Origin of the sequence: Poriferisphaera corsica (assembly GCF_007747445.1) — a bacterium.
GTDB classification, from domain to species: Bacteria; Planctomycetota; Phycisphaerae; order Phycisphaerales; family Phycisphaeraceae; genus Poriferisphaera; species Poriferisphaera corsica.
Genome location: NZ_CP036425.1, coordinates 1,940,932 through 1,960,976 on the forward strand (window position 1 = coordinate 1,940,932; position 20,045 = coordinate 1,960,976).

Annotated in this window: 17 protein-coding genes, 1 tRNA gene and 1 other RNA gene; 9 read left to right on the forward strand and 10 right to left on the reverse strand. The window is 49.8% G+C overall.

Annotated features, from left to right (window positions below; all coding sequences use genetic code 11):
- Positions 1-89 precede the first annotated feature (89 nt).
- Together KS4_RS07875 and KS4_RS07880 are read left to right on the forward strand one after the other, a co-directional pair.
- The gene (locus KS4_RS07875) at positions 90-995 is read left to right on the forward strand and encodes an endonuclease/exonuclease/phosphatase family protein (RefSeq protein WP_200761694.1); all 906 of its coding nucleotides are present in this window, start codon (positions 90-92) and stop codon (positions 993-995) included.
- Positions 996-1,135: 140 nt separating this feature from the next.
- Positions 1,136-1,975 (forward strand): polysaccharide deacetylase family protein, encoded by an 840-nt coding sequence (locus KS4_RS07880; protein WP_145076794.1) that lies wholly within the window; start codon positions 1,136-1,138, stop codon positions 1,973-1,975.
- Positions 1,976-2,055: 80 nt separating this feature from the next.
- On the opposite strand, the gene KS4_RS07885 is transcribed toward KS4_RS07880, so the two are convergent.
- The 7 genes from KS4_RS07885 to KS4_RS07915 all read right to left on the reverse strand — a co-directional run bounded on the left by KS4_RS07885 (position 2,056) and on the right by KS4_RS07915 (position 9,056).
- A complete protein-coding gene (locus KS4_RS07885) occupies positions 2,056-2,703 on the reverse strand; it encodes an MBL fold metallo-hydrolase (protein ID WP_145076796.1) in 648 nt (215 codons plus the stop codon).
- 42 nt (positions 2,704-2,745) lie between these two features.
- On the reverse strand, positions 2,746-4,401 hold the full coding sequence (locus KS4_RS07890) for a UbiD family decarboxylase (protein WP_145076798.1): 1,656 nt from the start codon (positions 4,399-4,401) through the stop codon (positions 2,746-2,748).
- A 100-nt stretch (positions 4,402-4,501) separates the two neighbouring features.
- Positions 4,502-5,668 (reverse strand): M56 family metallopeptidase, encoded by a 1,167-nt coding sequence (locus KS4_RS07895; protein ID WP_145076800.1) that lies wholly within the window; start codon positions 5,666-5,668, stop codon positions 4,502-4,504.
- Positions 5,665-6,051, reverse strand: coding sequence for a BlaI/MecI/CopY family transcriptional regulator (locus KS4_RS07900; RefSeq protein ID WP_200761695.1), 387 nt, complete (start codon positions 6,049-6,051; stop codon positions 5,665-5,667). Before KS4_RS07900 ends, KS4_RS07895 begins: the two co-directional genes overlap by 4 nt.
- A gap of 131 nt (positions 6,052-6,182) precedes the next feature.
- Positions 6,183-7,025: a hypothetical protein gene (locus KS4_RS07905; protein WP_145076804.1), complete on the reverse strand. Its 843-nt coding sequence runs from the start codon at positions 7,023-7,025 to the stop codon at positions 6,183-6,185.
- 269 nt (positions 7,026-7,294) lie between these two features.
- Positions 7,295-8,119 (reverse strand): pyrroline-5-carboxylate reductase, encoded by an 825-nt coding sequence (proC, locus tag KS4_RS07910; RefSeq protein ID WP_145076806.1) that lies wholly within the window; start codon positions 8,117-8,119, stop codon positions 7,295-7,297.
- Between the two features lie 76 nt (positions 8,120-8,195).
- Complete coding sequence (locus KS4_RS07915; RefSeq protein WP_145076808.1) at positions 8,196-9,056, reverse strand: prephenate dehydrogenase; 861 nt, start codon at positions 9,054-9,056, stop codon at positions 8,196-8,198.
- A 208-nt stretch (positions 9,057-9,264) separates the two neighbouring features.
- On the opposite strand from KS4_RS07915, the gene KS4_RS07920 reads away from it, so the two are divergent.
- Positions 9,265-10,260 carry an acetyl-CoA carboxylase carboxyltransferase subunit alpha gene (locus tag KS4_RS07920; protein WP_145076810.1) on the forward strand — a complete coding sequence of 332 codons (996 nt, stop codon included), beginning with the start codon at positions 9,265-9,267 and terminating at the stop codon, positions 10,258-10,260.
- Between the two features lie 392 nt (positions 10,261-10,652).
- Here the strand turns inward: KS4_RS07920 and KS4_RS07925 are convergent, their stop codons facing one another.
- On the reverse strand, positions 10,653-11,657 hold the full coding sequence (locus KS4_RS07925) for a Gfo/Idh/MocA family protein (RefSeq protein ID WP_145076812.1): 1,005 nt from the start codon (positions 11,655-11,657) through the stop codon (positions 10,653-10,655).
- A 351-nt stretch (positions 11,658-12,008) separates the two neighbouring features.
- Positions 12,009-14,171, reverse strand: a complete 2,163-nt coding sequence (locus KS4_RS07930) for a response regulator (protein WP_145076814.1) — start codon at positions 14,169-14,171, stop codon at positions 12,009-12,011.
- 253 nt (positions 14,172-14,424) lie between these two features.
- Between KS4_RS07930 and KS4_RS07935 the strand changes: the two genes are divergently transcribed.
- From KS4_RS07935 to KS4_RS07945, 3 genes are all read left to right on the forward strand, one after another.
- Positions 14,425-14,967 (forward strand): DUF456 domain-containing protein, encoded by a 543-nt coding sequence (locus tag KS4_RS07935; RefSeq protein ID WP_200761696.1) that lies wholly within the window; start codon positions 14,425-14,427, stop codon positions 14,965-14,967.
- 196 nt (positions 14,968-15,163) lie between these two features.
- Complete coding sequence (locus KS4_RS07940; protein ID WP_145076817.1) at positions 15,164-16,723, forward strand: endo-1,4-beta-xylanase; 1,560 nt, start codon at positions 15,164-15,166, stop codon at positions 16,721-16,723.
- 23 nt (positions 16,724-16,746) lie between these two features.
- The gene (locus KS4_RS07945) at positions 16,747-17,091 is read left to right on the forward strand and encodes a ComEA family DNA-binding protein (RefSeq protein WP_145076819.1); all 345 of its coding nucleotides are present in this window, start codon (positions 16,747-16,749) and stop codon (positions 17,089-17,091) included.
- A gap of 45 nt (positions 17,092-17,136) precedes the next feature.
- Here KS4_RS07945 and rnpB read toward each other — a convergent pair.
- Positions 17,137-17,516, reverse strand: an RNA gene (gene rnpB / locus KS4_RS07950) — RNase P RNA component class A.
- 89 nt (positions 17,517-17,605) lie between these two features.
- On the opposite strand from rnpB, the gene KS4_RS07955 reads away from it, so the two are divergent.
- From KS4_RS07955 to KS4_RS07965, 3 genes are all read left to right on the forward strand, one after another.
- Positions 17,606-18,625, forward strand: coding sequence for a hypothetical protein (locus KS4_RS07955; RefSeq protein ID WP_145076821.1), 1,020 nt, complete (start codon positions 17,606-17,608; stop codon positions 18,623-18,625).
- Between the two features lie 336 nt (positions 18,626-18,961).
- Positions 18,962-19,032: transfer RNA gene (locus KS4_RS07960), tRNA-Gln, on the forward strand.
- A gap of 192 nt (positions 19,033-19,224) precedes the next feature.
- On the forward strand, positions 19,225-20,034 hold the full coding sequence (locus KS4_RS07965; RefSeq protein WP_145076823.1) for a sugar phosphate nucleotidyltransferase: 810 nt from the start codon (positions 19,225-19,227) through the stop codon (positions 20,032-20,034).
- The last annotated feature ends 11 nt before the right edge of the window (positions 20,035-20,045 follow it).

Sequence of the window (20,045 nt, forward strand, 5' to 3'; positions counted from 1 at the left end):
GAGGCAGGATTATATAGGTATTTAGGGGTGGATCGGTTAAGATGGGGGGCTGTAAGCAGATAATAATGATCGCGCATTGGAGCGAAACGATGAACAAGTTGATGAAGCGGATTGTGATGTTGGCGGTGGTGGGGATGATGGCCGCGGGAGGGATTGTTGGTCAGGTTCAAGCTGAGGAACTGAGGGTGGCGACATACAACGTTGAGAACATGTTTGATGTGTTCAATGATCCGTATACGCAGGATGAGGGAACGGATGTGAAATTCCGTGAAGAGCTTGAGCAGATTGCGGAGACGCTTCGGGTGATGAATGCGGATGTGGTGGTGTTCAGTGAAGTTGAAAATGAGTTTGTTCTCAAGGCGCTGGTGAAGGAATTTTTGCCTGACATGGGTTATGACTATGTTTCGGCGATGCGTGCGAATGATGGTCGTGGGATTCGAAACGGGGTGATTAGCCTCAAGCCGATTGTGAAGGCAACGAGCTATAAATGGCGGACGTTTACGTTGCCGGGGTATGATAAGGTGTATCGATTTAGCCGTGATTTGATGCACGTGACAATCCAGGCAACGGATGAAAAAGTGGTGGAAGTATTTGGTGTACACCTGAAGAGTAAGCGTGATAGCTCGGGCGATCCGAAGTCGGCTAAGCGCCGATTAGCTGAGGCGCTTGAAGCGAAGAAAATTATTGATGGGGTGATGAATCAATCAAGCGATTCTTGGGTCGTGATGGCGGGGGATTTTAATGACACGCTTGATAGCGCGGTGATGAAATCGCTTCTGAAGGATGGTAAGCTCAAGGATATGCACGAAGGGATGGGCAAAGAGGAGCGCGTGACGTATCTGCATGGGCCGTACCGCAGTACGATTGATTTTGTGTTGGCGAGTGATGCGCTTGCAAAGCGGAAGGTTAAAGGTTCAGAGCTGGTGTTGCATGACGAAGAGCTGAATAAAGCTTCTGATCACGCACCGGTGGCGGTGAGTTTTGATCTTGATTGATTGACCGGAACATAAGCAATAAGACGCGCACTTCGGTGGGCGTCTTTTTTTATTGATAGTGCAAAACGCCTGGAATTTGATAAAATACAATAAAGATTCATTGGTTGAATTAATGTAGGTTCTGTCATGAGGTTGAATTGATGAAACGAAGATTGATGTTGATGCTGGCAGGAGCGTTGGTGGTGGGAGGGTGTTGCGCGAATATGTCTAATCATGAAATAGTTAAAGAGGAACAACAGGCGATGCAAGAAGCGCATAAGGCAAAGTTGACGTATTTTGAGGGCGCGGTTGTGAGGGGACCTAAGGATGAGAAGGTGATGTCGTTTGTGTTTACGGGTGGGAGTTTTGGTGAGGGGATGCCTTACATACTTGAGACGCTGAAGAAGCATGGGATCAAGGGCGCTTTTTTCTTTACGGGTGATTTTTTGGAGAATGAATCGTTTAAGCCTTACGTGAAAGAGGCGTATGAGGCAGGGCATTATGTTGGGCCGCATAGCTATGGGCATCCACTGTATTGTGATTGGGGTGATCGTAGTAAGACGTTGATTAGCCGGGCTGATTTTGAGGCAGATTTTGAGAAGAATTTGAGATTGATTGAGGATGAGTATGGGATTGGACGCGGGGAGTTGAAGTGGTGGATTCCGCCGTATGAGCATTACAACACAGAGGTGGCGGGTTGGGCAACGGCGTTGGGATATCCTATGTTTAATCTGACGAACGGGACGTTGACGCATGCGGATTATACGGAGGCAACGGCAAAGAACTATCGCGATTCAGAAACGATTTGGAATAGTGTTTTTGAATATGAAGCTAAACATGAAGATGGATTGAATGGTTGGGTCATGTTGATTCATGCGGGGGCAGGTGATGGGAGGCCGGATAAATTTTTCTTGAAGTTTGACGCTCTAATCAATGAGTTGAAGACTCGAGGGTATTCGTTCGTACGAGCGGATGAACTTATTGAGGGGACTTATAAGTAGCGATTATTGATGTTGGAATGAATATTGAAAAGGCTCTAATCATATGATTAGAGCCTTTTTTTATGCTTACTATTTTGGAGTTATGGGCGAACGAAGGGGTTGGTTTGCTTTTCCTGGCCGATGGAGGTTGAGGGGCCATGGCCGGGGTAGACGACGGTGTCGTCTGGAAGGGTGTAGAGTTGTTCGAGGATCGACTTGCCGAGGGTGGGGCCGTCGGATGTTGGGAAATCGTATCGGCCCACTGAGCCTGCGAAGAGGGTGTCACCAGAAATAATGAAATGGTTTTCTGGTTGATAGAAACCAACGCCGCCGGGGGAGTGGCCGGGTGTGTGTCGAACTTCGAAGGGGATACCGGCAAGATGGAGTACTTGGCCGTGCTCGAGATAGTGGTCAGCTTCGGGCGCAACGGCGGGGATGCCGACAATAGCGGAAAGATTAAGAGTGGTGTCGGTCAAGAACTCTTTTTCTGATTCGTGAATGTAGATTGGGATATCAGGAAAAGCTTCACGAACCTTGAAAACGCCTTCGATGTGATCGTGGTGCGCATGTGTGAGAAGCAGTTTTTCTGGCTTTAGTTCATTATCTTTTATGCAGGCGATGAGTGCGTCAGGATCAGTCCCCGCATCAATAATCCAGCATGCTTTGTTCGGAGCTTCGAGGACGTAACAATTGGTTTGATATGCACCAAGGGGAAAAGTGTGTATTTGAATGGTTTTTGTATCTTCCATGATCGATCCTTATGTGCTGTTTTTGTGTGTTGGTTTTGGCAATTATAGGCCGAACTCGTGCCAACGCTCGGTGACTTGTTGTTTGATATCGGGTGACATTTCGAGGATGGGTGGGTAGTCTCGGATTGGGTGGCCGTTGCATTCTTCGCCTGGGATTTTACGTGTAGCGTCGAAGCCGATTTTATGCCCTGCCCCGAGGCGCGGTGCGGCGTGGTCGAGGATATCGAGTGGGCCGTTGACGATTTCGATGTCGCGACCGGGGTCGCAGTTGGCGGCGAGTTGGAAGAGGACTTGCTCGTGATCGTGGACGTCGACGTCTTTGTCGACGATGACGATGGACTTGGTCCATGCCATTTGGCCAGCACCCCAGATGGCGTGCATGACGCGGCGAGCCTGGAGTGGGTATTGTTTGTCGATTTTGATGAAGGCGCAGTTGTGGAAGCAGCCAAACATGGGAAGGTCGTAGTCGATGACGTCGTGGACGAGGGTGCGGAGAGGTGGGAGGAAGAGTCGTTCGGTGGCTTTGCCGAGGTAGTAGTCTTCTTGCGGGGGGAGGCCGACGATGGTGGTGGGGTAGATGGGGTTGTTGCGGTGTGTGAGTGCGGAGGCGGTGAAGATGGGGTAGCGATCGGGGAGTGAGTAGAAGCCGGTGTGGTCGCCGAAGGGGCCTTCGAAGACGGCGCCGGGGCCGAGAGTCTGGCCTGTGCGCGGGTCGTAGCCGATGGAGGCGGCGGTTGTGTCGACGTGACCTTCGATGACGAATTCTGCGTTGGCAGGAACGTGCATGTCGATGGTTTTGCACTTGACGAGTGGGATGGATGCGTTGTTAAGGAAGCCAGCGAAGAGGAGTTCGGAGATGCCGGGTGGGAGCGGCGCGGTGGCTGCGTATGGGAGGACGGATTCGCCGCCGAGGACGATGGCGCAGGGCATGGGTTTGCCGATTTTTTTCCATGCGCGCCAATGAGCAGCGCCGTCGTGGTGGATGTGCCAGTGCATGGCGGTGTGTTTTTCGTCGATGAGCTGAGCACGGTACATGCCGACGTTTCGTGAGGGACGTGGAGTACCGTCGGGTTTGCCTGCGTCGTCGGGATGGATGGTGTAGATGTGGGCGAGGGTGATGTAACGGCCTTGGCCTTTGGCTGTGCCGGCTTGTTTGGGTGAGAGGGGGTAGCCGACGGAGGTGGGGTCGCCGTCCTTGGGCCAGCATTTGATGACGGGGAGGTCGAGGAGATTGATGTCGTTGCCGGTGATGACGTTTTGCTGGGAGAGGCCGGACTTGACGACTTTGGGTGCAAATGAGGCGATTTTCGCGAGTTCTAGACCTTTTTTCATCTTGTCCATCAAACCCGATGGCGGGACGGGCTTGAGGAGTTGGTCGATTTTGTCGGCGAGGCCTTGGAGGCCGATGTCGGCGCAGCCGAGAGCGAGTTCTAGGCGGCGGTAGGAGCCGTAGGCGTTGATGAGGAGGGGGTGCTTGGATGATTCGATATTTTCGAAGTAGAGTGCTTTGCCGCCGAGATGGGCGTGGTGGGGGTCGAATGATTTTGCGTGGATGGATTTTTTGTGTGCGGGTGATTTTGAGACACGGTCGGTGATTTCGGTGACTTCAAGATGGGGAGAGACGGTTGCAGAAATGCGATGAAGTTCGCCTTCGGATTCGAGGGCGGCGATGAACTGTTGAAGGTCACGGAAAGCCATGAGATATCACCTTTTGCGTATGGTTTTCATGAGGCAGGCGTATAGTGTTTGGCCAGCGTGCGTATTTTACAGGATTCGCGGAGGAGGTGATATTTGAGTTTTATCGGTGTTCATTACCTATTGAATTACTGTTTTCTCGACGCTCATGCTCGTTGTAGGTTGTTTCTTGGTGTTCGGAATATTCGTTTGAATGTTCTGAACGAAGTGTTGGTGCGTTACGAAGAGAATCCATGTCGTCTGAGTGTTCGGCTTCAATCATACTAATTGCGGGTGCAAAACTAGTGATGCTCAAAATAATGAGGATTGAAAACAGCAGGCAGTAGCGTTTGGCTGGTGCTTGCTTTGATGAAGCAGCGGGTGAAATGAGACGTTCAACGCGTGATCTTAGGCCTGAATGTCGGCGAGCCATGCAGGCAACAGGTATATGTTTGTCTTTGGGGATGATCCATGTGGCAACTTCTGTGAGGCATGACGCCATGGTGATGGGATCGTTAATTTGAGTTGCGGCCCATTCGTCGCATTGCTGTTCAGCGGCTAGGTGGAGATCACGGCTTGCGATATGAAAGAGTGGCTGGAAGAAAAAGATGGAGCGGATCAGGTTTAGCGTAAAGAGGCGGATAGTATCGCGTCTAATATGGTGGGCGATTTCGTGAGCGAGTATGGCATCGATCTGTTGATCGTCAAGCTCAAGCAGAGCGCGGTTAGGGATACAGATTTCGGTATTTTTGCCTAGGCCGATTGCGATGGGTGAGCCGAGGGATTGGCTGGTGGTTAATCGTGGTATGTTGGAGAGTTGGGCTTTGTCACTGAGTTCAGTGAGTTTTTGTTTTGTGTTTATATTTGTGACCGATTTTCGTTTTCTTAATCGCGTATTTAGTGAGGTCACATTGATGGTGTAGCGTAATAGGAGGAGACCGGCGATGGCGAACCAGGCGTAGTTGATGATTTGAGATTGATATATGTATGTGCGTTCTTCGTTGTCGCTTGCGGTGATCAAAGGGTTTAGGCTTGCATTTTGTTCGTTTGATTCGCGTTCGGTGTGCTGGGATTGGGCAAGAATACTTTCGGGGAGACGTATTTGCCACAGCGAGGATTGATTGGATGTTAAAAGTTGTGCTGTTGGTGTTAGCAGGCTGGCGGCAATTGCGGTGTACCAGATCGCTTCGCGTATTCTTGGGTGAAGTGTTGGGCGTAAGCGCAAGACAATCCATGCAAAACCACACCATAAAGTGCTGTGCAATAAGAATGCGAGGAGCCATGTGATCATTTTGTTTTCTTTCGCTTTTTAGCGCTAAGTTGGGCTTTGAGTTCTTCAATTTCGTTTACGTCGATTTCACCTTCATTAAGCAGATGATTGACGAGAGCGGTACTGTCGCCGGAGAACATGCGTTTGATGAGGTCGTGGACCATACCTGTACGCGTTTCCTGTTTTTCGATGAGAGGAATGTAGATAAACTGTCTGCCGTTTTCACGATGTGTGACTAATCCACGTTCTTCCATTTTGCGAAGCATGGTTTTGATGGTTGTTATTGCCAGGCCGCGCTCTTCGAGAAGCGTGGTGTGTACGTGGCTTGCGGATGCTTCACCTTGATCCCAAAGGATGTGCATGATGGCGATTTGCAAGTCGCCGAGTCTGTGTTTCTGATTCATGGTATTTCTCGTATTTGTGTCGTTATTATACCAATTCGAGCCGGAGAATGAGAGCATGATATTTGGGATGAGGTAATAGAAAAGGGAGAGCCACGGGAAGTGACAGTGCTTCCCGTGGCATCCACAATGGTTTATCGCTTTGATTTGCTACGCATGTTCTTCATGGCTTCAATGTCTTTGCAGAGAAGCTGTAACTGGTTGTAGACGGGGCGAAGTGAGGCGCTTTGTGGGCGTTTGTCATTCTTCATGCCACTGTGTTCGCCGGACTCTTCGCTTTCTGAGCCGTGTCCTTCTTCGATGCCGTATTCAGGGTGGGTTGTCCACCAAGCAAATTTCTGATTATTGGCGGCAAGTTCGATTTGAAGTTTTGCACCGGGCTTGAGATTGACGCGTTTTGTAGGCCCAAGCTCTGTGCCGTTAGACAGGTGAACTTCGACACGTACATCGGGGAGCATTTGTTTAGTGGTGTTGTGGACGTAGCCTTTGAATGATTGTGAGCTTGGATTGTATGCAAGTATCAAACGTGCACCGTTGCGAACACGATCCCATTTTTCATATTTTCCGATACGGTTGCCGCCTTCTTCGCCGCCTTCAGCTTCGCTTTTTGAGCTGTTGCGTTCTGAGCGTTCATTATGTGATTCGCTGCGTTCTCGCTTGCTGCTTCGCTCGCCACGGCCTTCGCGTTCGCCACGGTGTTCGCCGCGTGATTCTCGACCGGCGCGCTCACCGCGATGCTCACCACGGGCTTCACGGCTTTCACCGCCTTCACGGAGCTCACGGGCTAATTTATTTGATGTCATGCCTTTCTGAATCTTAATAATATTTAAATCAGTGCGGGCTTGCTTGATAAGAGCCATTAGGATTGTTGCATCAGTTTTGCTGTCTTCTTCTGCAAATGTTGAGGCTGTCATGCCTAATGGGGCAAGTAAAGCCAGAGATACACATGCAGCTTTTAGAGCTTTATAGGTTTTCATTGTGTTGTCCTTGTTGGTCAGATCGTTCACTGGAGGGAGGTAAGGTGGCAGTCATTTCAGTTGACTACTCTTATAGTCGACTACAAGGGTAATCGTAGTGCAAGCCGCATACTCGGTCAAGTAAAAAAACATAACGACAAGGATTCGCATCAAGTTGATAGTTTTTGGAGATTAATGTGCATGTATGGGTGTTCAATGTGCGCGCAGAATATGTGTGAATGCAATTGAGGCATCGTTAAGGTTGTGCAGATAGGTGTGGACGCGGCTCGTTAAAGGTTGCCAAGCTCGATGGAACGCTTGAGGCAGGCGGCGGCGCCTTGTTCAATGGTATTGGGTAGGTTGAGGTCGGTCATTTTGTTGATAGCGGCTTCTGTGGTGCCTTTTGGAGAGGTGACTTTGCGGCGTAGTTCGGCGGGCGAATCGGGAGATTGATTCATCAGGAGGGCGGAGCCGAGGATGGTCTGGGTGACGAGCTCGTGAGCATGTTCGGGGAGGCCGATATCTTTGGCGGCTTGCTGTAGAGCTTCGGCGATGAAGAAAATGTACGCGGGGCCGGAGCCTGAGATAGCGGTGATGAGGTGGAGTTGTTCTTCGGTGACGCGGACAGCTTTGTTTGTTGCGGCGTTGAAGAGTTGGAAAGCGAAATCATCGTCGCCGGGATTGGTGTTTTGGCCGAGAGAGACACCAGCCATGCCGTAGTTGACCATGATGGGTGTGTTGGGCATGACGCGGACGACTTTGATGCCGTCGGCTTGAGGGTTGAGGTTAGTGATAGCGGTGTGGATTTTTTCAGAGGAGATGCCGGCCATGATGGAGATGATGGTTTGAGCGGGGGTGAGTGATGAGGCGAAGGTAGAGAGCGCATCGTTCATCATTTGGGGTTTGAACGCGAACATGATCTGCTCGGCTTGTGCGGCGGCGTCTGAGGATGAAGGTGTGACGTGGAGGCCGATGGAGGCGAAGAGGTCGCGGCGGTCGGGTGAAGGGTCTGCGGCAATGATTTGATCAGGGGTAAGCGTGCCGGAGGAGATGGCGGAGCGTGCGATTGCTTCGGCCATGTTGCCTGCGCCGATGAAAGCGAGTTTGTACTGCATGGTATTGATTCCGTCTAATGGTTAGATAGTACGAATGCTTGGTGTGTGATGTTATGCCGGTGAGGGATTGCTGGGGTTAATGAAAGGAGTCGTCTAGCCAGTGGTCACGAGAAGTTTGTGATAGTGTGAGTAGGTCAAGAAGGGCTTGCCGATCATTGGACTCGAGGATGGCCATGAGGTTTGTGATTTGATCGCGGTATTGGCTGAGTGCAGTGATGAGTGCGGGGCGGTTGGCGGACATGATGTCGACGCGCATCGGTGGGTTGGAGGAAGCGAGGCGTGTGGTGTCACGGAAGCCTGTGGAGGCAACATCGTATCCGCCGAGAGTGTTGGCTGTCTGGATGAGGAGGGCGGCGGCGGCGTGAGGGAGATGTGAGACGACGGCGGTTTGCGTGTCGTGCTGCTCTGGAGTCATGGTGAGGATATTCATGCTGAGCGCTTGCCAGAGCGCGGTGACGGTGTTGATGAGGTTGCGGTTTGTGTCGGGCTCAGGGGTGAGAATACAGGGCTTGTTTGGGAAAAGGTTTGCTGAGGCCGATTCTGGGCCTTGCTTTTCGGAGCCTGCCATGGGATGGGAGCCGAGAAAAAGGGTTGGATCAGTGAGATGCTTTTTGGCTGAGGCGATGACGGAGGATTTTGTGGAGCCAACGTCAGTGATGAAGAGATTAGGACGCTGTAGTGGGGCGATGAGTGAAAAAATATAGTCAAAGCCTGAGAGGGGAACAGCAATGACGGCGAGATCTGCATCAGCAAGTGAATCGGAAATTTTGTCAAAGGGCATATCGATCGCGCCGACGGATGCGGCTTTTTCGGCAGATTCGAGGTTTCTTGAGACACCGGCAACTTTTTTGGCAAAGCCTGACTGTTTGGCAGCGAGGCCAACGGAGGCTCCGAGGAGGCCTGTACCGATGATGGTGAGTTGGTTGATTTGCGTCATGATTGCTGTTCCTAAGTGTGAATCCACGTTAAGATATCATGATTGTCGATTCAAGTCCCCTGCCCACTTGTCTGTAAGTGAGATGTGCTGCTGGATGAATGTTCTGCGGCTTGTATGTGGGAGATGAGGGAATGGTAGGCTGCAAGGAGATGCGGCTGTTGGCGACGGCGTTGGAGATCGCTGTTGCGAAAAATGGAGATACGCGCGAATGAGTTCTGTGAATATGTATGAATTGGATTTTGAGCGGCCGCTGATGCAACTTGAGCGTCAGATTTCGGAGCTTGAAGTGCAGAATCAGCAGGAACAGTCGGTTGTTGGGGGTGAGGGTGATGTTGATCTGGGGGCGGAGATTGGGGAGTTGCGGGCATCGCATGAGATGATGCTGGAGAAGATCTATGCCAATCTAAGCCCGGTAAATACGGTGAAGGTGGCACGCCATCCGAACAGGCCTCAGGCGATGGATTACATCAAGGCGTTTGTGAAGGATTTTTGCGAGCTGCATGGTGATCGACATTATGGAGATGATCGAGCGATTGTTTGTGGGTTTGGTCGTATCGGCAAAACGAAGTGCGTCGTGATCGGCCACAACAAGGGGAAGGATACGGCTGAGAAAATTAAGTGTAATTTTGGGTGTGCTCATCCGGAGGGATACCGCAAAGCGCTTCGGGTGATGAAATTGGGTGAAAAATATGGTTTGCCAATTGTGACGTTGATTGATACGCCAGGAGCTTATCCGGGGATCGGGGCGGAGGAGAGAGGGCAAGCAGAAGCGATTGCGGTGAACTTGAGGGAGATGAGCCGACTGAAGGTGCCGATTGTTTCTGTAGTGATCGGTGAAGGGGGATCGGGCGGTGCGCTGGGTATTGGTGTGGGAGATCGGATTGCGATGATGGAATATAGTTGGTGGTCGGTGATCAGTCCGGAAGGATGCGCTTCGATTTTGTGGAAGACATCGAATCCTGAGACGAATGCTCAGGCGGCTGAGGTACTGCACTTGACCGCGAAGGACAATCTTGAGTTGGGTGTTGTAGATGATTTGATTAAGGAGCCAATGGGCGGGGCTCACAGGGATCTGAATCGAGCTACGGCTAATGTAGAGAAATACTTGTTGGGTGCATTGCGGGATCTGAACCGCTTTAAAACGAATAATCTTCTGAATAAACGATATAAGCGACTGCGTTCGATGGGGCGGACAACAGGTTGAAATAGTTGAAAAGCGGTATTATCGGTAGTTGCGGATGATAAGGATTAGATAAAAGAAGAAAACTGCGATTTTAGGATATCGTGGTTTTTTTTATTGGTTTTTCCTACTAAAAACCGATAATACAGGTACAACTCGTGACCTGTTCATAATGCAACGAGAAGCCCAATCTTTACGGCATTTTCTGGAATACTGGAGCAGAGCGTCACGGGTTTTTTAATGCGCATTGCGTGCTGGGGAGCAGTGGGTTGAAACGATGGTCGCGGTACTCATTTCTAATCGTTTGTTCGTGATCTTGGTGGTGTATTGGTTGGTTTAAGATGATAAAAAAACAAGACGCCGATGACGTTAGTCATCCGCGCCTTGTCAGTGGGTCCAAGATTAATAGCTGCTTGTTATGAGCAGCATTCACATTGTGTGTGGCCTTGTGCGTCTGCGATCACATTTGCAACGTTGAGGCCGTCTGCGAATGTGGCGAGGTCGCTTTCTGTGCCGTTGGTAATTTTCTCGACGAAAGCTTTGAGTTGGCCGCCGAAGCGTCCGGGTTGATCGCCTAGGTTGATTTCTTCGATGCCTTCAACGCCTGCGGTTTGTTTTGAGACGATGTTTGGTTTGCAGTAGTCGTAAGCAAAGCTTGCTTTTTCAGTGACGACATTGACTTGGAATCGCATCGCTTCATTCCAGCCTGAATTGATTGTTCCGGCGACAGGCAGTTCGGATTTATCGGTTGCTGCGACTAGGACGGTGGCATTAGATTCGCCACGGCCTTCCCATCCATTGAAGAGAACGGCGCCGACGAGTTCGGGTGTCCCTGCGAGGTATTGGAACATGTCGAGGCTGTGGCATGCGGTATCGATGAGAGAGCCGCCGCCGCTGACTTTGGGGTCAGACATCCAGTGATCTTTCATTTGCGGTGCCGGTGCGGCGAAGGTGTTTTCGACGCGTACGAGACGGCCAAAATCGCCGGACTCTACGAGCTTTTTGATGTGCGTGATGCCGGATTCAAATCGATGGCAATATGCAATCGCACAAGTGATTTGAGGGTTTTGTGCTGCAAGCTGGGTCAGCTTTTCGGCGTCTTCAAGCGTGCTGGCGATTGGTTTTTCCATCAGCACATGCATTTTGTTCTTTATTGCAGCCTCTACGATTGGGAGGCGTACTGAAGGTGGTGTGCAGATGATGACAGCATCGATTGTGGAGGCGATGGCTGAATCTGCAAGAACCTCTTCAAAGTTGGTATATGCTTTGGCGTCGAGATTTGTAGCTAATTTTTGGGCTACCTCCAGATTGGGGTCTGCGATCGCTGTGATCTTGACTGAACTGCTTAGGAAGTTTGCTGCATCAATGTGTGCTGCTGCAATTCCACCCGCACCTATAAGACATATACTTGTTTGTTTCATAGTTTCTGGATTTTAGCAAATGTTTTTTGTTATGGAATATGTAAACAACATAAAAAGAAAAAAAAGTAATTTAGATTATAAGTCTTTTATTAATAAGGGAATGTGATTTAAAAGTATTTGTGTATTACGCGAATTGTTTGTGCTGACGCCGTTATTTGATTGGGTATAACGTTGCTCGATAGACCTGGAACTTCCAGTTTTAATGGCGTCGTCTGATTATAAATGTATTAAATAAAATTACTTAAAATGTTTCAATGGTCTTATATTCATCCGTTTCGGTTGGAATTCGCATTGCGCAAAAAAAAGCAGGTCAATTGACCTGCTTTTGTATTTATTAAATGTGTGTGACGCTTACTTCAGGATCGCTTTGACAGCTTCTGAGGTAGGCATTGCCAAGGCACCATAAGTTTTGGCAGCAGTGATTGCGACTTCATCAGAGCCTTCTTGGGCGAGCTTATGAATTGCAGCTGCTTGTGCACTGGTCAATTGGTTGCCGAATGCGTTAGCACTCTCTGCGAGGCTGTCGAAGAGAGCGAGCTTGAGATCGCCAGATGCTTCGAGAGCAGCTTGTGCAATTGCTCGTTGTGCTTCAGTGTCGTTCATAAGAGCGAGTACTGAGGCGGCTTCTTCAGCGATTTCGAGACGTGCGTCGCTTAGAGCGGCTACGAGAGCTGCTTGTGCGTCGGTCACATTGAAGATCGCATCGGAACCAAGTGCCATATCGTAGAGGATTGCGAGTGCGTCAAGTGCGTTCTCGGTGGCTTCCTCTTCGCTGATTGCTTCACCGGCGTATGCCTGTGCTGCGGTCTCAACGGCAGTTCTGATTCCTTCAGCGTCATCAGAATTAACGGTAACGAAGACCCGACCGATTCTAGAAGCCCAGTCGGAGGTCTGTACCTGATTGCTAGCATCGGTAGCCACAATAAATGGTACAGCACCGAGTTTGTAATCAGCGTTGGTTAATTCGTATAGACCCTTTGTGTCTTCGAATGCTACATCTGTGAAGAGTAGATCGACGGCAGCGGTCTTGTTGAGCTCAGGTTTGATTTCATCGTAGCTTGTGCCGCCGAAGACGTCGTAACCGAGTTCGCTGAGCATCGCGATTTTGCTGTTGAGTGATTCCTGGTCTTTGGCGATGACCAAAGCAGTTTTCACATCAGTCGAGCGGATCGCTTCAGCGAGGATTGGAACAACGCGGAAGGAAGCATTGAAAGCTTCTTCAGGGCGAGCGTTTGCAAGCGTGACGGCTGCTGAGAAGCGTACGCGGGCATCTGGGTATGAGAGTGCTGCGAGCAATGGCTGAACTGCTTTGCCACGGTTGACGAGTGCATCGGTTCCTGCTGTTTGAGAGAGGATATCGATGGCATCAAGTGCGAGGGTAGCATCGCGGTCAAGGATTGCTTTCGCGAGTACATCGTGCATACGGTCTGGGCCAGCGAGCATGCCGTAGTATGAGGCAGGCTGCATGTCCGGGCCGTAGCTCGGATCGATGGCGCCATCAGCAAGCTTGTTTTCACGACGAAGGTTCGCAGTGAGGTAGAGGCTGAGAGCGTTATCGAGGTTGTTATTGATCTCAAGAGCGCGTTTAGCGGAACGCATGGCGAGGATGTCGCCGTAGATTTCGCCGGGAACTGGTGTGGCGAGTAGGCCGAGCTTGTCGGTGTACTGCCAGAGAATTCCGGTTTCGCTGGATGGGTCGTAACCCATTAGCGTTTCGCCCTTGGTTGTCAGATTGTATTGCTGCTGACCAAGGAAGAAGTAGAGATTGGCAGCGTCGAGTTCGGTTGAGATGCCGGCTGAATTAGCAAGCTTCTCGAAAGCGATTTTGGCAACCTGTTTGGCGGAAGCATCGGTCTTTGGATTTTCGATGACTTCTTTGAGCTGTGGCATGGCTTGTGGGTAGCCAATTTCAGCGAGGATCTGAGCAACTTGAGCCTGAGTCACTGGGTCGAGACCTGTGATGGCGGTTGTCAGTGGGGTGACCATAGGTTGGCCGACGGCGATCATCGCTTCGACAACGTATGGGTGAAGATTAGTCTTGGTATCGTCACGTAAGGTTTCCAAGAGCTGTGGGGCGGCGTACTGGCCTGCATTTGTGAGTCGGGCGACTGCATTGCGATATTGCCGCTGACCTTGTGCGAGAAGCTCGATGTCTTCTGCGATTCGGTCTGCATTGCGGCTAAGCGCGGTGCGAGCTGCCTGAATGCGAGTATCGAGCTGCTGAGCGACATCCTTGATGTCAGCAACGCGAGCTGCACGTAGCAGGTTTTGCTCGTAGTTTTTGTAGTCGCCTTCTTCTACAATTTTGAGAAGTGTGGCGTCATTGACTTGCTCAAGCAGGGCTTGGCCGGCTGCTTGCGCGAGGTCTGGACGAGCAATTAGAACGTAGTGATTAAAATCAGCCCAGAGAGACTTGGAATCCTGCTGTTGTGCAGATACCGAAGCGATCTGGCCGCCGATGAGGTTGATAGACACAATCGACGCGCCGAGCATCAAAGCGAATGGTCGCTGCATGGGAAAACTCCATTTTCTATAACGTCGGTAATGACCGCAATCTATCGGAGGTTACGTGAATCGTCAACCCTTCAGAGACGTGTTTGTGTGTTTATATTTCGTCTTGGGGTGGAATGGTGGCTCTCAAGCAGGCAAATTAGACAAAAATGACTGTGATGTTGCTGATTTGTAGGGGTCAGAAATGACTTTGTGAAGTGCTTGTTTGGAGCGTGCGACTGGGCTTCACATATGAAATGTGGTTATGATCTGTGGCATGTGGACTACGATTGCGATTGTGCTGATCATTTTGGGGCTGTTACTGGTGAATGCCATTGGCGTATTGATGGTTGCATTCCAGTTGCCGGGTACGTGGCTGATCTTGATTGCAACGGGGACTGCGGCGTGGCTGCGCTGGGATGATGTGGGGGGATGGGGGCATTTGGGTTGGTGGGTCATAGGCATCTTGTTTTTTCTCGCAATTCTTGGCGAAATCATAGAATTTGTTGCGGGAGCATTAGGGGCTGGGAAGGCGGGAGCGTCAAAACGAGCGATGGTGGGGGCTGTTTTTGGTGGTGTTGCGGGTGCGATTTTAGGCACAATATTCTTATGGTTTATTCCGATTATTGGAACGCTGATCGGAGCTGCGGTTGGTGCGGGAGTGGGCTCATTCCTGGGTGATCTATGGGCGGGACGAGAGATCAAAAATGCGTTAGAGGGGGGGAAAGGCGCTGCGATTGGTCGGTTCTGGGGTGCATTGGGCAAAATCATTGTGGCTGGGATCATGTGGTTAGTCGTCTTGATTGGGGTTTTGATTTGAATTGGTTGGATAGGGCTAGGGATTGGTCGCGATCTTGTACAATAAAGCTAGTCAGATGGGGGCTTTGCATATATTGTGGTGCAGCGTGATAATTGCTGATAGTTCTATGGTTGCGCGTAGGTTGAGTTGGGGGTAAATAGTGTTGCGGCTTAAGGATGGGTCGCTGATTTGAAACCCAGAATGAAGTTGCCGGTTTATGCTTAAGTTTCAGGTATTTAATGGTTCTGTTCCTGCTGCAAGTTGGTCTTTGCGGAATGCTTATCTGATTGGTTCGGATAACAATGCAATGCGTTGTGAGGTCAGCTTCGAACCGGGTGAGATTGTGTGTGAGAAGCGGGATTCTGGGGCATGCGCTCTCGCGCTTCAGCATCGTGTTGGAGATTTGGGTGAGATGACGTTGCAGACGTGCTTGTTGCCAGAGCGTGAGGAGCCATATCTGCTGACACTGGAGTTGGCGCGACACAGATTGATGACGCTTTATACAAAACTCGAAGATTGGGCGATGTTCGATCTCGAAGAAGATCATGCTGTTACAAAGCGGACTGAGTTTGCGAAGCAGCGGTTTATTGAAGCGATCAGTTTGCAGCACGACGAGCCTGCTAAGGCGGATCAGTTGGCATTTGAATCACTGATGGCGTCGATTGATGGTACGGAAGAGTTGGCGTTAGCGCACTCGGAATTGCTGCTTAATAAACGTGTGAGTACGTCTTCATTGCCTGCTGCACCGATCACTTGCCGTGTGAATCACGATGAAGCTCATGAGAAATTACGCGGTGGTGTGAGTAAGCATTTTGATATGGTTTATGTGCCGACTCCTTGGAAGACGGTTGCGCCAGAGGAGAATGTGTTTAAGTGGAATAAGGTAGATTCCTGGACTGATTGGGCGAGATCGATTGGTAAGCCAATTATGGCAGGGCCGTTGATCAGCTTTGATCCTGCAAATCTGCCTGACTGGATCTACATCTGGGAGCATGATTATGACACAGTTCGGGATTTGGTTTATGAGCACGTTGAGCGAATGGTGATGCGTTACCGTGATTCGGTCACTGTTTGGAATGTGATCAGCGGTTTGCATGTGAATTCACACTTTACGTTCAATTTCGAGCAGTTGATGGATCTGACACGAATGACGACGATGTTGGTGAAGAAGCTGCAGCCGAATGTGAAGGTCATGGTCGAACTACGTCAGCCGTTTGGGGAGTATTTTGCGAAAAGTCCAAGATCTATTCCGACTTTGATGTATGCAGATTTACTAGTTCAGTCTGGTATCAATTTCGATTTGCTTGGGTTGAAATTTCCAATGGGTCAAGCTGTTGCTGGGCAGTATACGCGTGATTTGATGCAGATCAGCAATATGATGGATGCTTTCAGTCATTTTGGTAAGCCGTTGGCATTGACGGTTGGTGTGCCTAGTGAACCTGTCACGCAGATGATGATTGCATCCAATGACAATGATGAAGTCGATGCGAATAGTGGTTACTGGCGCCGGCCATGGTCGCAAACAGTTCAGAGTCACTGGCTAGAAGCGGTGTACCAGATAGCGCTTAGTAAGCCGTTTGTTGAGACTGTGGTATGGGACGCTCTAGTCGATCATCCGGAGATTGAGTTGCCTTTATCAGGGTTGATTGATGAAGAACTCCAACCAAAAGCAGGTTTACAGCGATTAATTGGTTTCCGTAAACAAATTATGAACGCTGAGCAGCATATTGAATCCGCTCAGTTAAATGAAGAAACACAGATGGGTGATAGCGTTTGAATCCGCGTCGATGATGGGGCTGAATGAGTAAGAAAGTGATTAAAGCGGGTGTCGGCTGGGCTTTGGCGACGACTGTATTGTTGCAGTTTTTGCTGGTTGTTTATTGGTTTGCAAAGCCAATACGTATTGGCGAATCACGGTGTAATAATGTTGGCTTTAAGTTAAATATCAATGAAGTATCAAAAGAAATGTTAACTATTTTACCTCGCGTTGGGCCAGCTATCGCTGAAAATATCGTGTTGTATCGTGAGGCAAACGGTAGATTTGAGCAAGCTGAGGATTTAGAGAACGTGCATCGTATTGGGCTGAAAACGCGGCGGTTGATAGAGCCATATATTACTTTTGATGGTGCTGAAGATATCCAATAATTAATAGTGCAATGAAAAACCCTGCCTTAATTAAAAGACAGGGTTTTGTGATGCCTGCTTGTAAGCCGAGTTCTGTACCCGTTGAGGGTGGCGACCATTTCTCTAGGCCTGCTGTTGCCAGCAGGCTCAAGCAACCTACCCGTCCCCATTACGCCCGGACAGAGCGCGTTGCGGAGCAACTGGAGACTGCTTGGTCTTGCACGCGGTGGGGCTTGCCATGCCTAATCTGTCACCAGATCAGCGGTGCGCTCTTACCGCACCATTTCACCCTTACCTTGCAAAGCAAGGCGGTATTATTTCTGTGGCGCTATCCCTCGCATGATCGTCGCCAACCATGCGGGTGGGTGTTACCCACCACCGATGTCCTATCGAGCTCGGACTTTCCTCGTACATGCGAACATGCACGCGGCCGCCCGGCAGGCATCACGCAATATCTTAGCAGGTATTCAGAAATGTGGGATATTGAAGGAGTTACATAAGTAATTTTTATAGGTTTCGGTTATGATCTGGAATTATGAAAGAGCAGGATTCTGCAAAACGAGTCATTGTTTGGGCGGATTCGCGGCAAATTGCGTGGTGTCGGGACGTGGTTGCGTGTTTAGGTGATGCGATCAAAGTTGTGGGTATTGGTGGGGAACGCAATAATGATGTTGTTGGATTTGCAGATGAATTGGGGTGTGAATTTACAGATGATTTGCGGCAACTTTTAATTGAGCAGCATGCCGATTACTTGCTTAATGCAATAGGTAAGCCAATGGATCTCGATGATCTCGCGACCGCTTGCCAGCAAGGTGTCGCTGTTTTGTCGCCTGAACCATTTGCCGCAACACTTCAGGAGTACAATGCGGTTGAAGAGTTGATTAAAAAAGCGGCTCAAAATGCCCGCTTGATTCGAGTGCCAGCCTTTGTACGTAGCGAAGGATATCTATCAGCGGCGAACCCACAAGAAGTTTTGGGTGTTCAGCGTATTGTTCGTGTCGCGAATATTGGGCGCGTTGGGACGCTAAGTCTTTTTGCAAGACTCTATGATGCGTGGTTTACCGCATTGCGATTTGTGGAAATGCCGGGATCTGTCGATGCTTCATTGGTTGGGGCGCTTGGAGATGTGCCAGAGCAGTTGAATCATTTGACAGGGACATTGTCCTGCCATGCGAGGCTTTTTGATAATGGTGCTGCACTCATACAAGTCTCTGATCGGGCAGGTCAAAGTTGCAGATCACTTCATGTATTGGGTGATGACGCTGAATTGACGGTTGGTGAAAATGGGTACGATTTGCGTCATACAGCAAATGATGGGGATGAGAATCCTGCGGGTGGGGTGATTGATCATGTGGATGATTCTGGGAATGTTACGTTTATTCAACAGGTTGCCGCCCAATGGCAGGGCCTGATGGATGAAGTGGCTATTAGTAATGATGAGACGAAGCATGAAATCCCCAATGGCCGCGAGGTATTGGCTTGCTGCTTGGCGACATTATTGAGTGCCAGAACTGGGCAGCCTGAATCGCCGAAAAGAGCATTAGAGATGGGTTGATTGTGTTTTAGTAGATGTGGTTGGCAGATTTGCCCGCAAAAATGACGATATCTTCTGACTAACGGGTGGTTTGTGAATAAAATGCATCTTGATTGGCTGTGAGCATGGTTGAGTTGACAGTCGCGAAGCGAGTATTAAACTCTTTGTATCTCAGATTGAGCCGATCGTGATGATGAGCTGGATAAGAAGCTCAGAGGCGCGGACAGGAAATGAGCCTATACCCTCCGGCAAGGTACATTTCGAGCAAATGTGAGAAGCCGGACGCCCCTCTTTAACTGGTTGTTCGTCCTGAACAACTGCCAAGAGGCCGTCCTTTGATGAAAAGATAACGGTAATTGGCCCGTAGTGTAATGGTAACACCCAAGTTTTTGGTACTTGTATTCAAGGTTCGAGTCCTTGCGGGCCAGTTTTCTTTCTTTTCCAGCCAACTCAGTTTTGAGTTTGTGAAGGATTGTCTATTTGGCCTAGACCATTCGACATGTAATCCTTTAGAAATGGCTGGTGATGGCCTGCTTTGTTTTGCACAGGTCAGTGTGAAACAAGACAGGTTTTTAATGCTGCTGTACCTGCAGTGAGCGAATGACGGAAGGAAAAAGAAGATGGCTAGTGACGTTGCAGATGTGAGTTTGGATCAAGAAAAACGCCCTGCCCCGGCTGCGATTATCCTCGCTGCAGGCAAAGGTACGCGTATGGGTGGCGATTTGCCTAAAGTCTTGCATCAGACTGCAGATGAGCCAATGGTAAAATGGGTGGTGCGAGCCTGTAAAGATGTGGGTGTTAAGAAATGTGTGATCGTGGTTGGTTACAAAGCCGAGTTGGTGCGTGAAGCATTAGCAGATGAAGAAGGTGTTGTGTTTGTCGAACAGACAGAACAATTGGGGACAGGTCATGCGACACAAATGGCGCAGCCTGAATTTGAGAACGAGCCTGTGACTGATATTTTTGTATTGGCTGGCGATGGCCCATTGATCCGCAGCAAAACACTTGCTCGGCTTCTGGAGGTTCATCGTCGCCGTAAGGCATCTGCGACACTGGCAACAGCGGTGATCGACGATCCGAGCGGCTATGGCCGTGTTGTTCGCACATCATCCGGTGAGTTTGATGCGATTGTTGAGCAGAAGGATGCTACGGATGCTCAGTTGAAGATTAACGAAGTTAATCCGAGTTACTACTGTTTCCGTTCGGATGCACTTTTTAGCGGATTGAGCGAGACAGACAACAAAAATAAGCAGGGTGAGTATTACCTGACCGACGTACCGGGATTGTTGAAAAAACAAGGCCAAACTGTGGCCGTTGTTGATGCAGTGCCGGCGGAGGATGTGTTGAGTATCAACACACAGGAACAATTAAAAACGGTTGATGAAATTCTTCGCAACAGAATCAGTCAAACTACAGTTTCAGGAGGCTGACGGCATGAGTC

Bases quoted from the DNA above. Each gene is read 5' to 3' on its own strand.
- KS4_RS07965 (WP_145076823.1), top strand. From the start codon at position 19,225: ATGGCTAGTGACGTTGCAGATGTGAGTTTGGATCAAGAAAAACGCCCT.
- KS4_RS07930 (WP_145076814.1), bottom strand. From the start codon at position 14,171: ATGCAGCGACCATTCGCTTTGATGCTCGGCGCGTCGATTGTGTCTATC.
- KS4_RS07890 (WP_145076798.1), bottom strand. From the start codon at position 4,401: ATGGCTTTCCGTGACCTTCAACAGTTCATCGCCGCCCTCGAATCCGAA.
- KS4_RS07885 (WP_145076796.1), bottom strand. From the start codon at position 2,703: ATGGAAGATACAAAAACCATTCAAATACACACTTTTCCCCTTGGTGCA.
- KS4_RS07940 (WP_145076817.1), top strand. From the start codon at position 15,164: ATGCTTAAGTTTCAGGTATTTAATGGTTCTGTTCCTGCTGCAAGTTGG.
- KS4_RS07875 (WP_200761694.1), top strand. From the start codon at position 90: ATGAACAAGTTGATGAAGCGGATTGTGATGTTGGCGGTGGTGGGGATG.
- KS4_RS07880 (WP_145076794.1), top strand. From the start codon at position 1,136: ATGAAACGAAGATTGATGTTGATGCTGGCAGGAGCGTTGGTGGTGGGA.
- KS4_RS07900 (WP_200761695.1), bottom strand. From the start codon at position 6,051: ATGAATCAGAAACACAGACTCGGCGACTTGCAAATCGCCATCATGCAC.
- KS4_RS07895 (WP_145076800.1), bottom strand. From the start codon at position 5,668: ATGATCACATGGCTCCTCGCATTCTTATTGCACAGCACTTTATGGTGT.
- KS4_RS07905 (WP_145076804.1), bottom strand. From the start codon at position 7,025: ATGAAAACCTATAAAGCTCTAAAAGCTGCATGTGTATCTCTGGCTTTA.
- KS4_RS07925 (WP_145076812.1), bottom strand. From the start codon at position 11,657: ATGAAACAAACAAGTATATGTCTTATAGGTGCGGGTGGAATTGCAGCA.
- KS4_RS07935 (WP_200761696.1), top strand. From the start codon at position 14,425: ATGTGGACTACGATTGCGATTGTGCTGATCATTTTGGGGCTGTTACTG.
- KS4_RS07920 (WP_145076810.1), top strand. From the start codon at position 9,265: ATGAGTTCTGTGAATATGTATGAATTGGATTTTGAGCGGCCGCTGATG.
- proC (WP_145076806.1), bottom strand. From the start codon at position 8,119: ATGCAGTACAAACTCGCTTTCATCGGCGCAGGCAACATGGCCGAAGCA.
- KS4_RS07945 (WP_145076819.1), top strand. From the start codon at position 16,747: ATGAGTAAGAAAGTGATTAAAGCGGGTGTCGGCTGGGCTTTGGCGACG.
- KS4_RS07915 (WP_145076808.1), bottom strand. From the start codon at position 9,056: ATGACGCAAATCAACCAACTCACCATCATCGGTACAGGCCTCCTCGGA.
- KS4_RS07955 (WP_145076821.1), top strand. From the start codon at position 17,606: ATGAAAGAGCAGGATTCTGCAAAACGAGTCATTGTTTGGGCGGATTCG.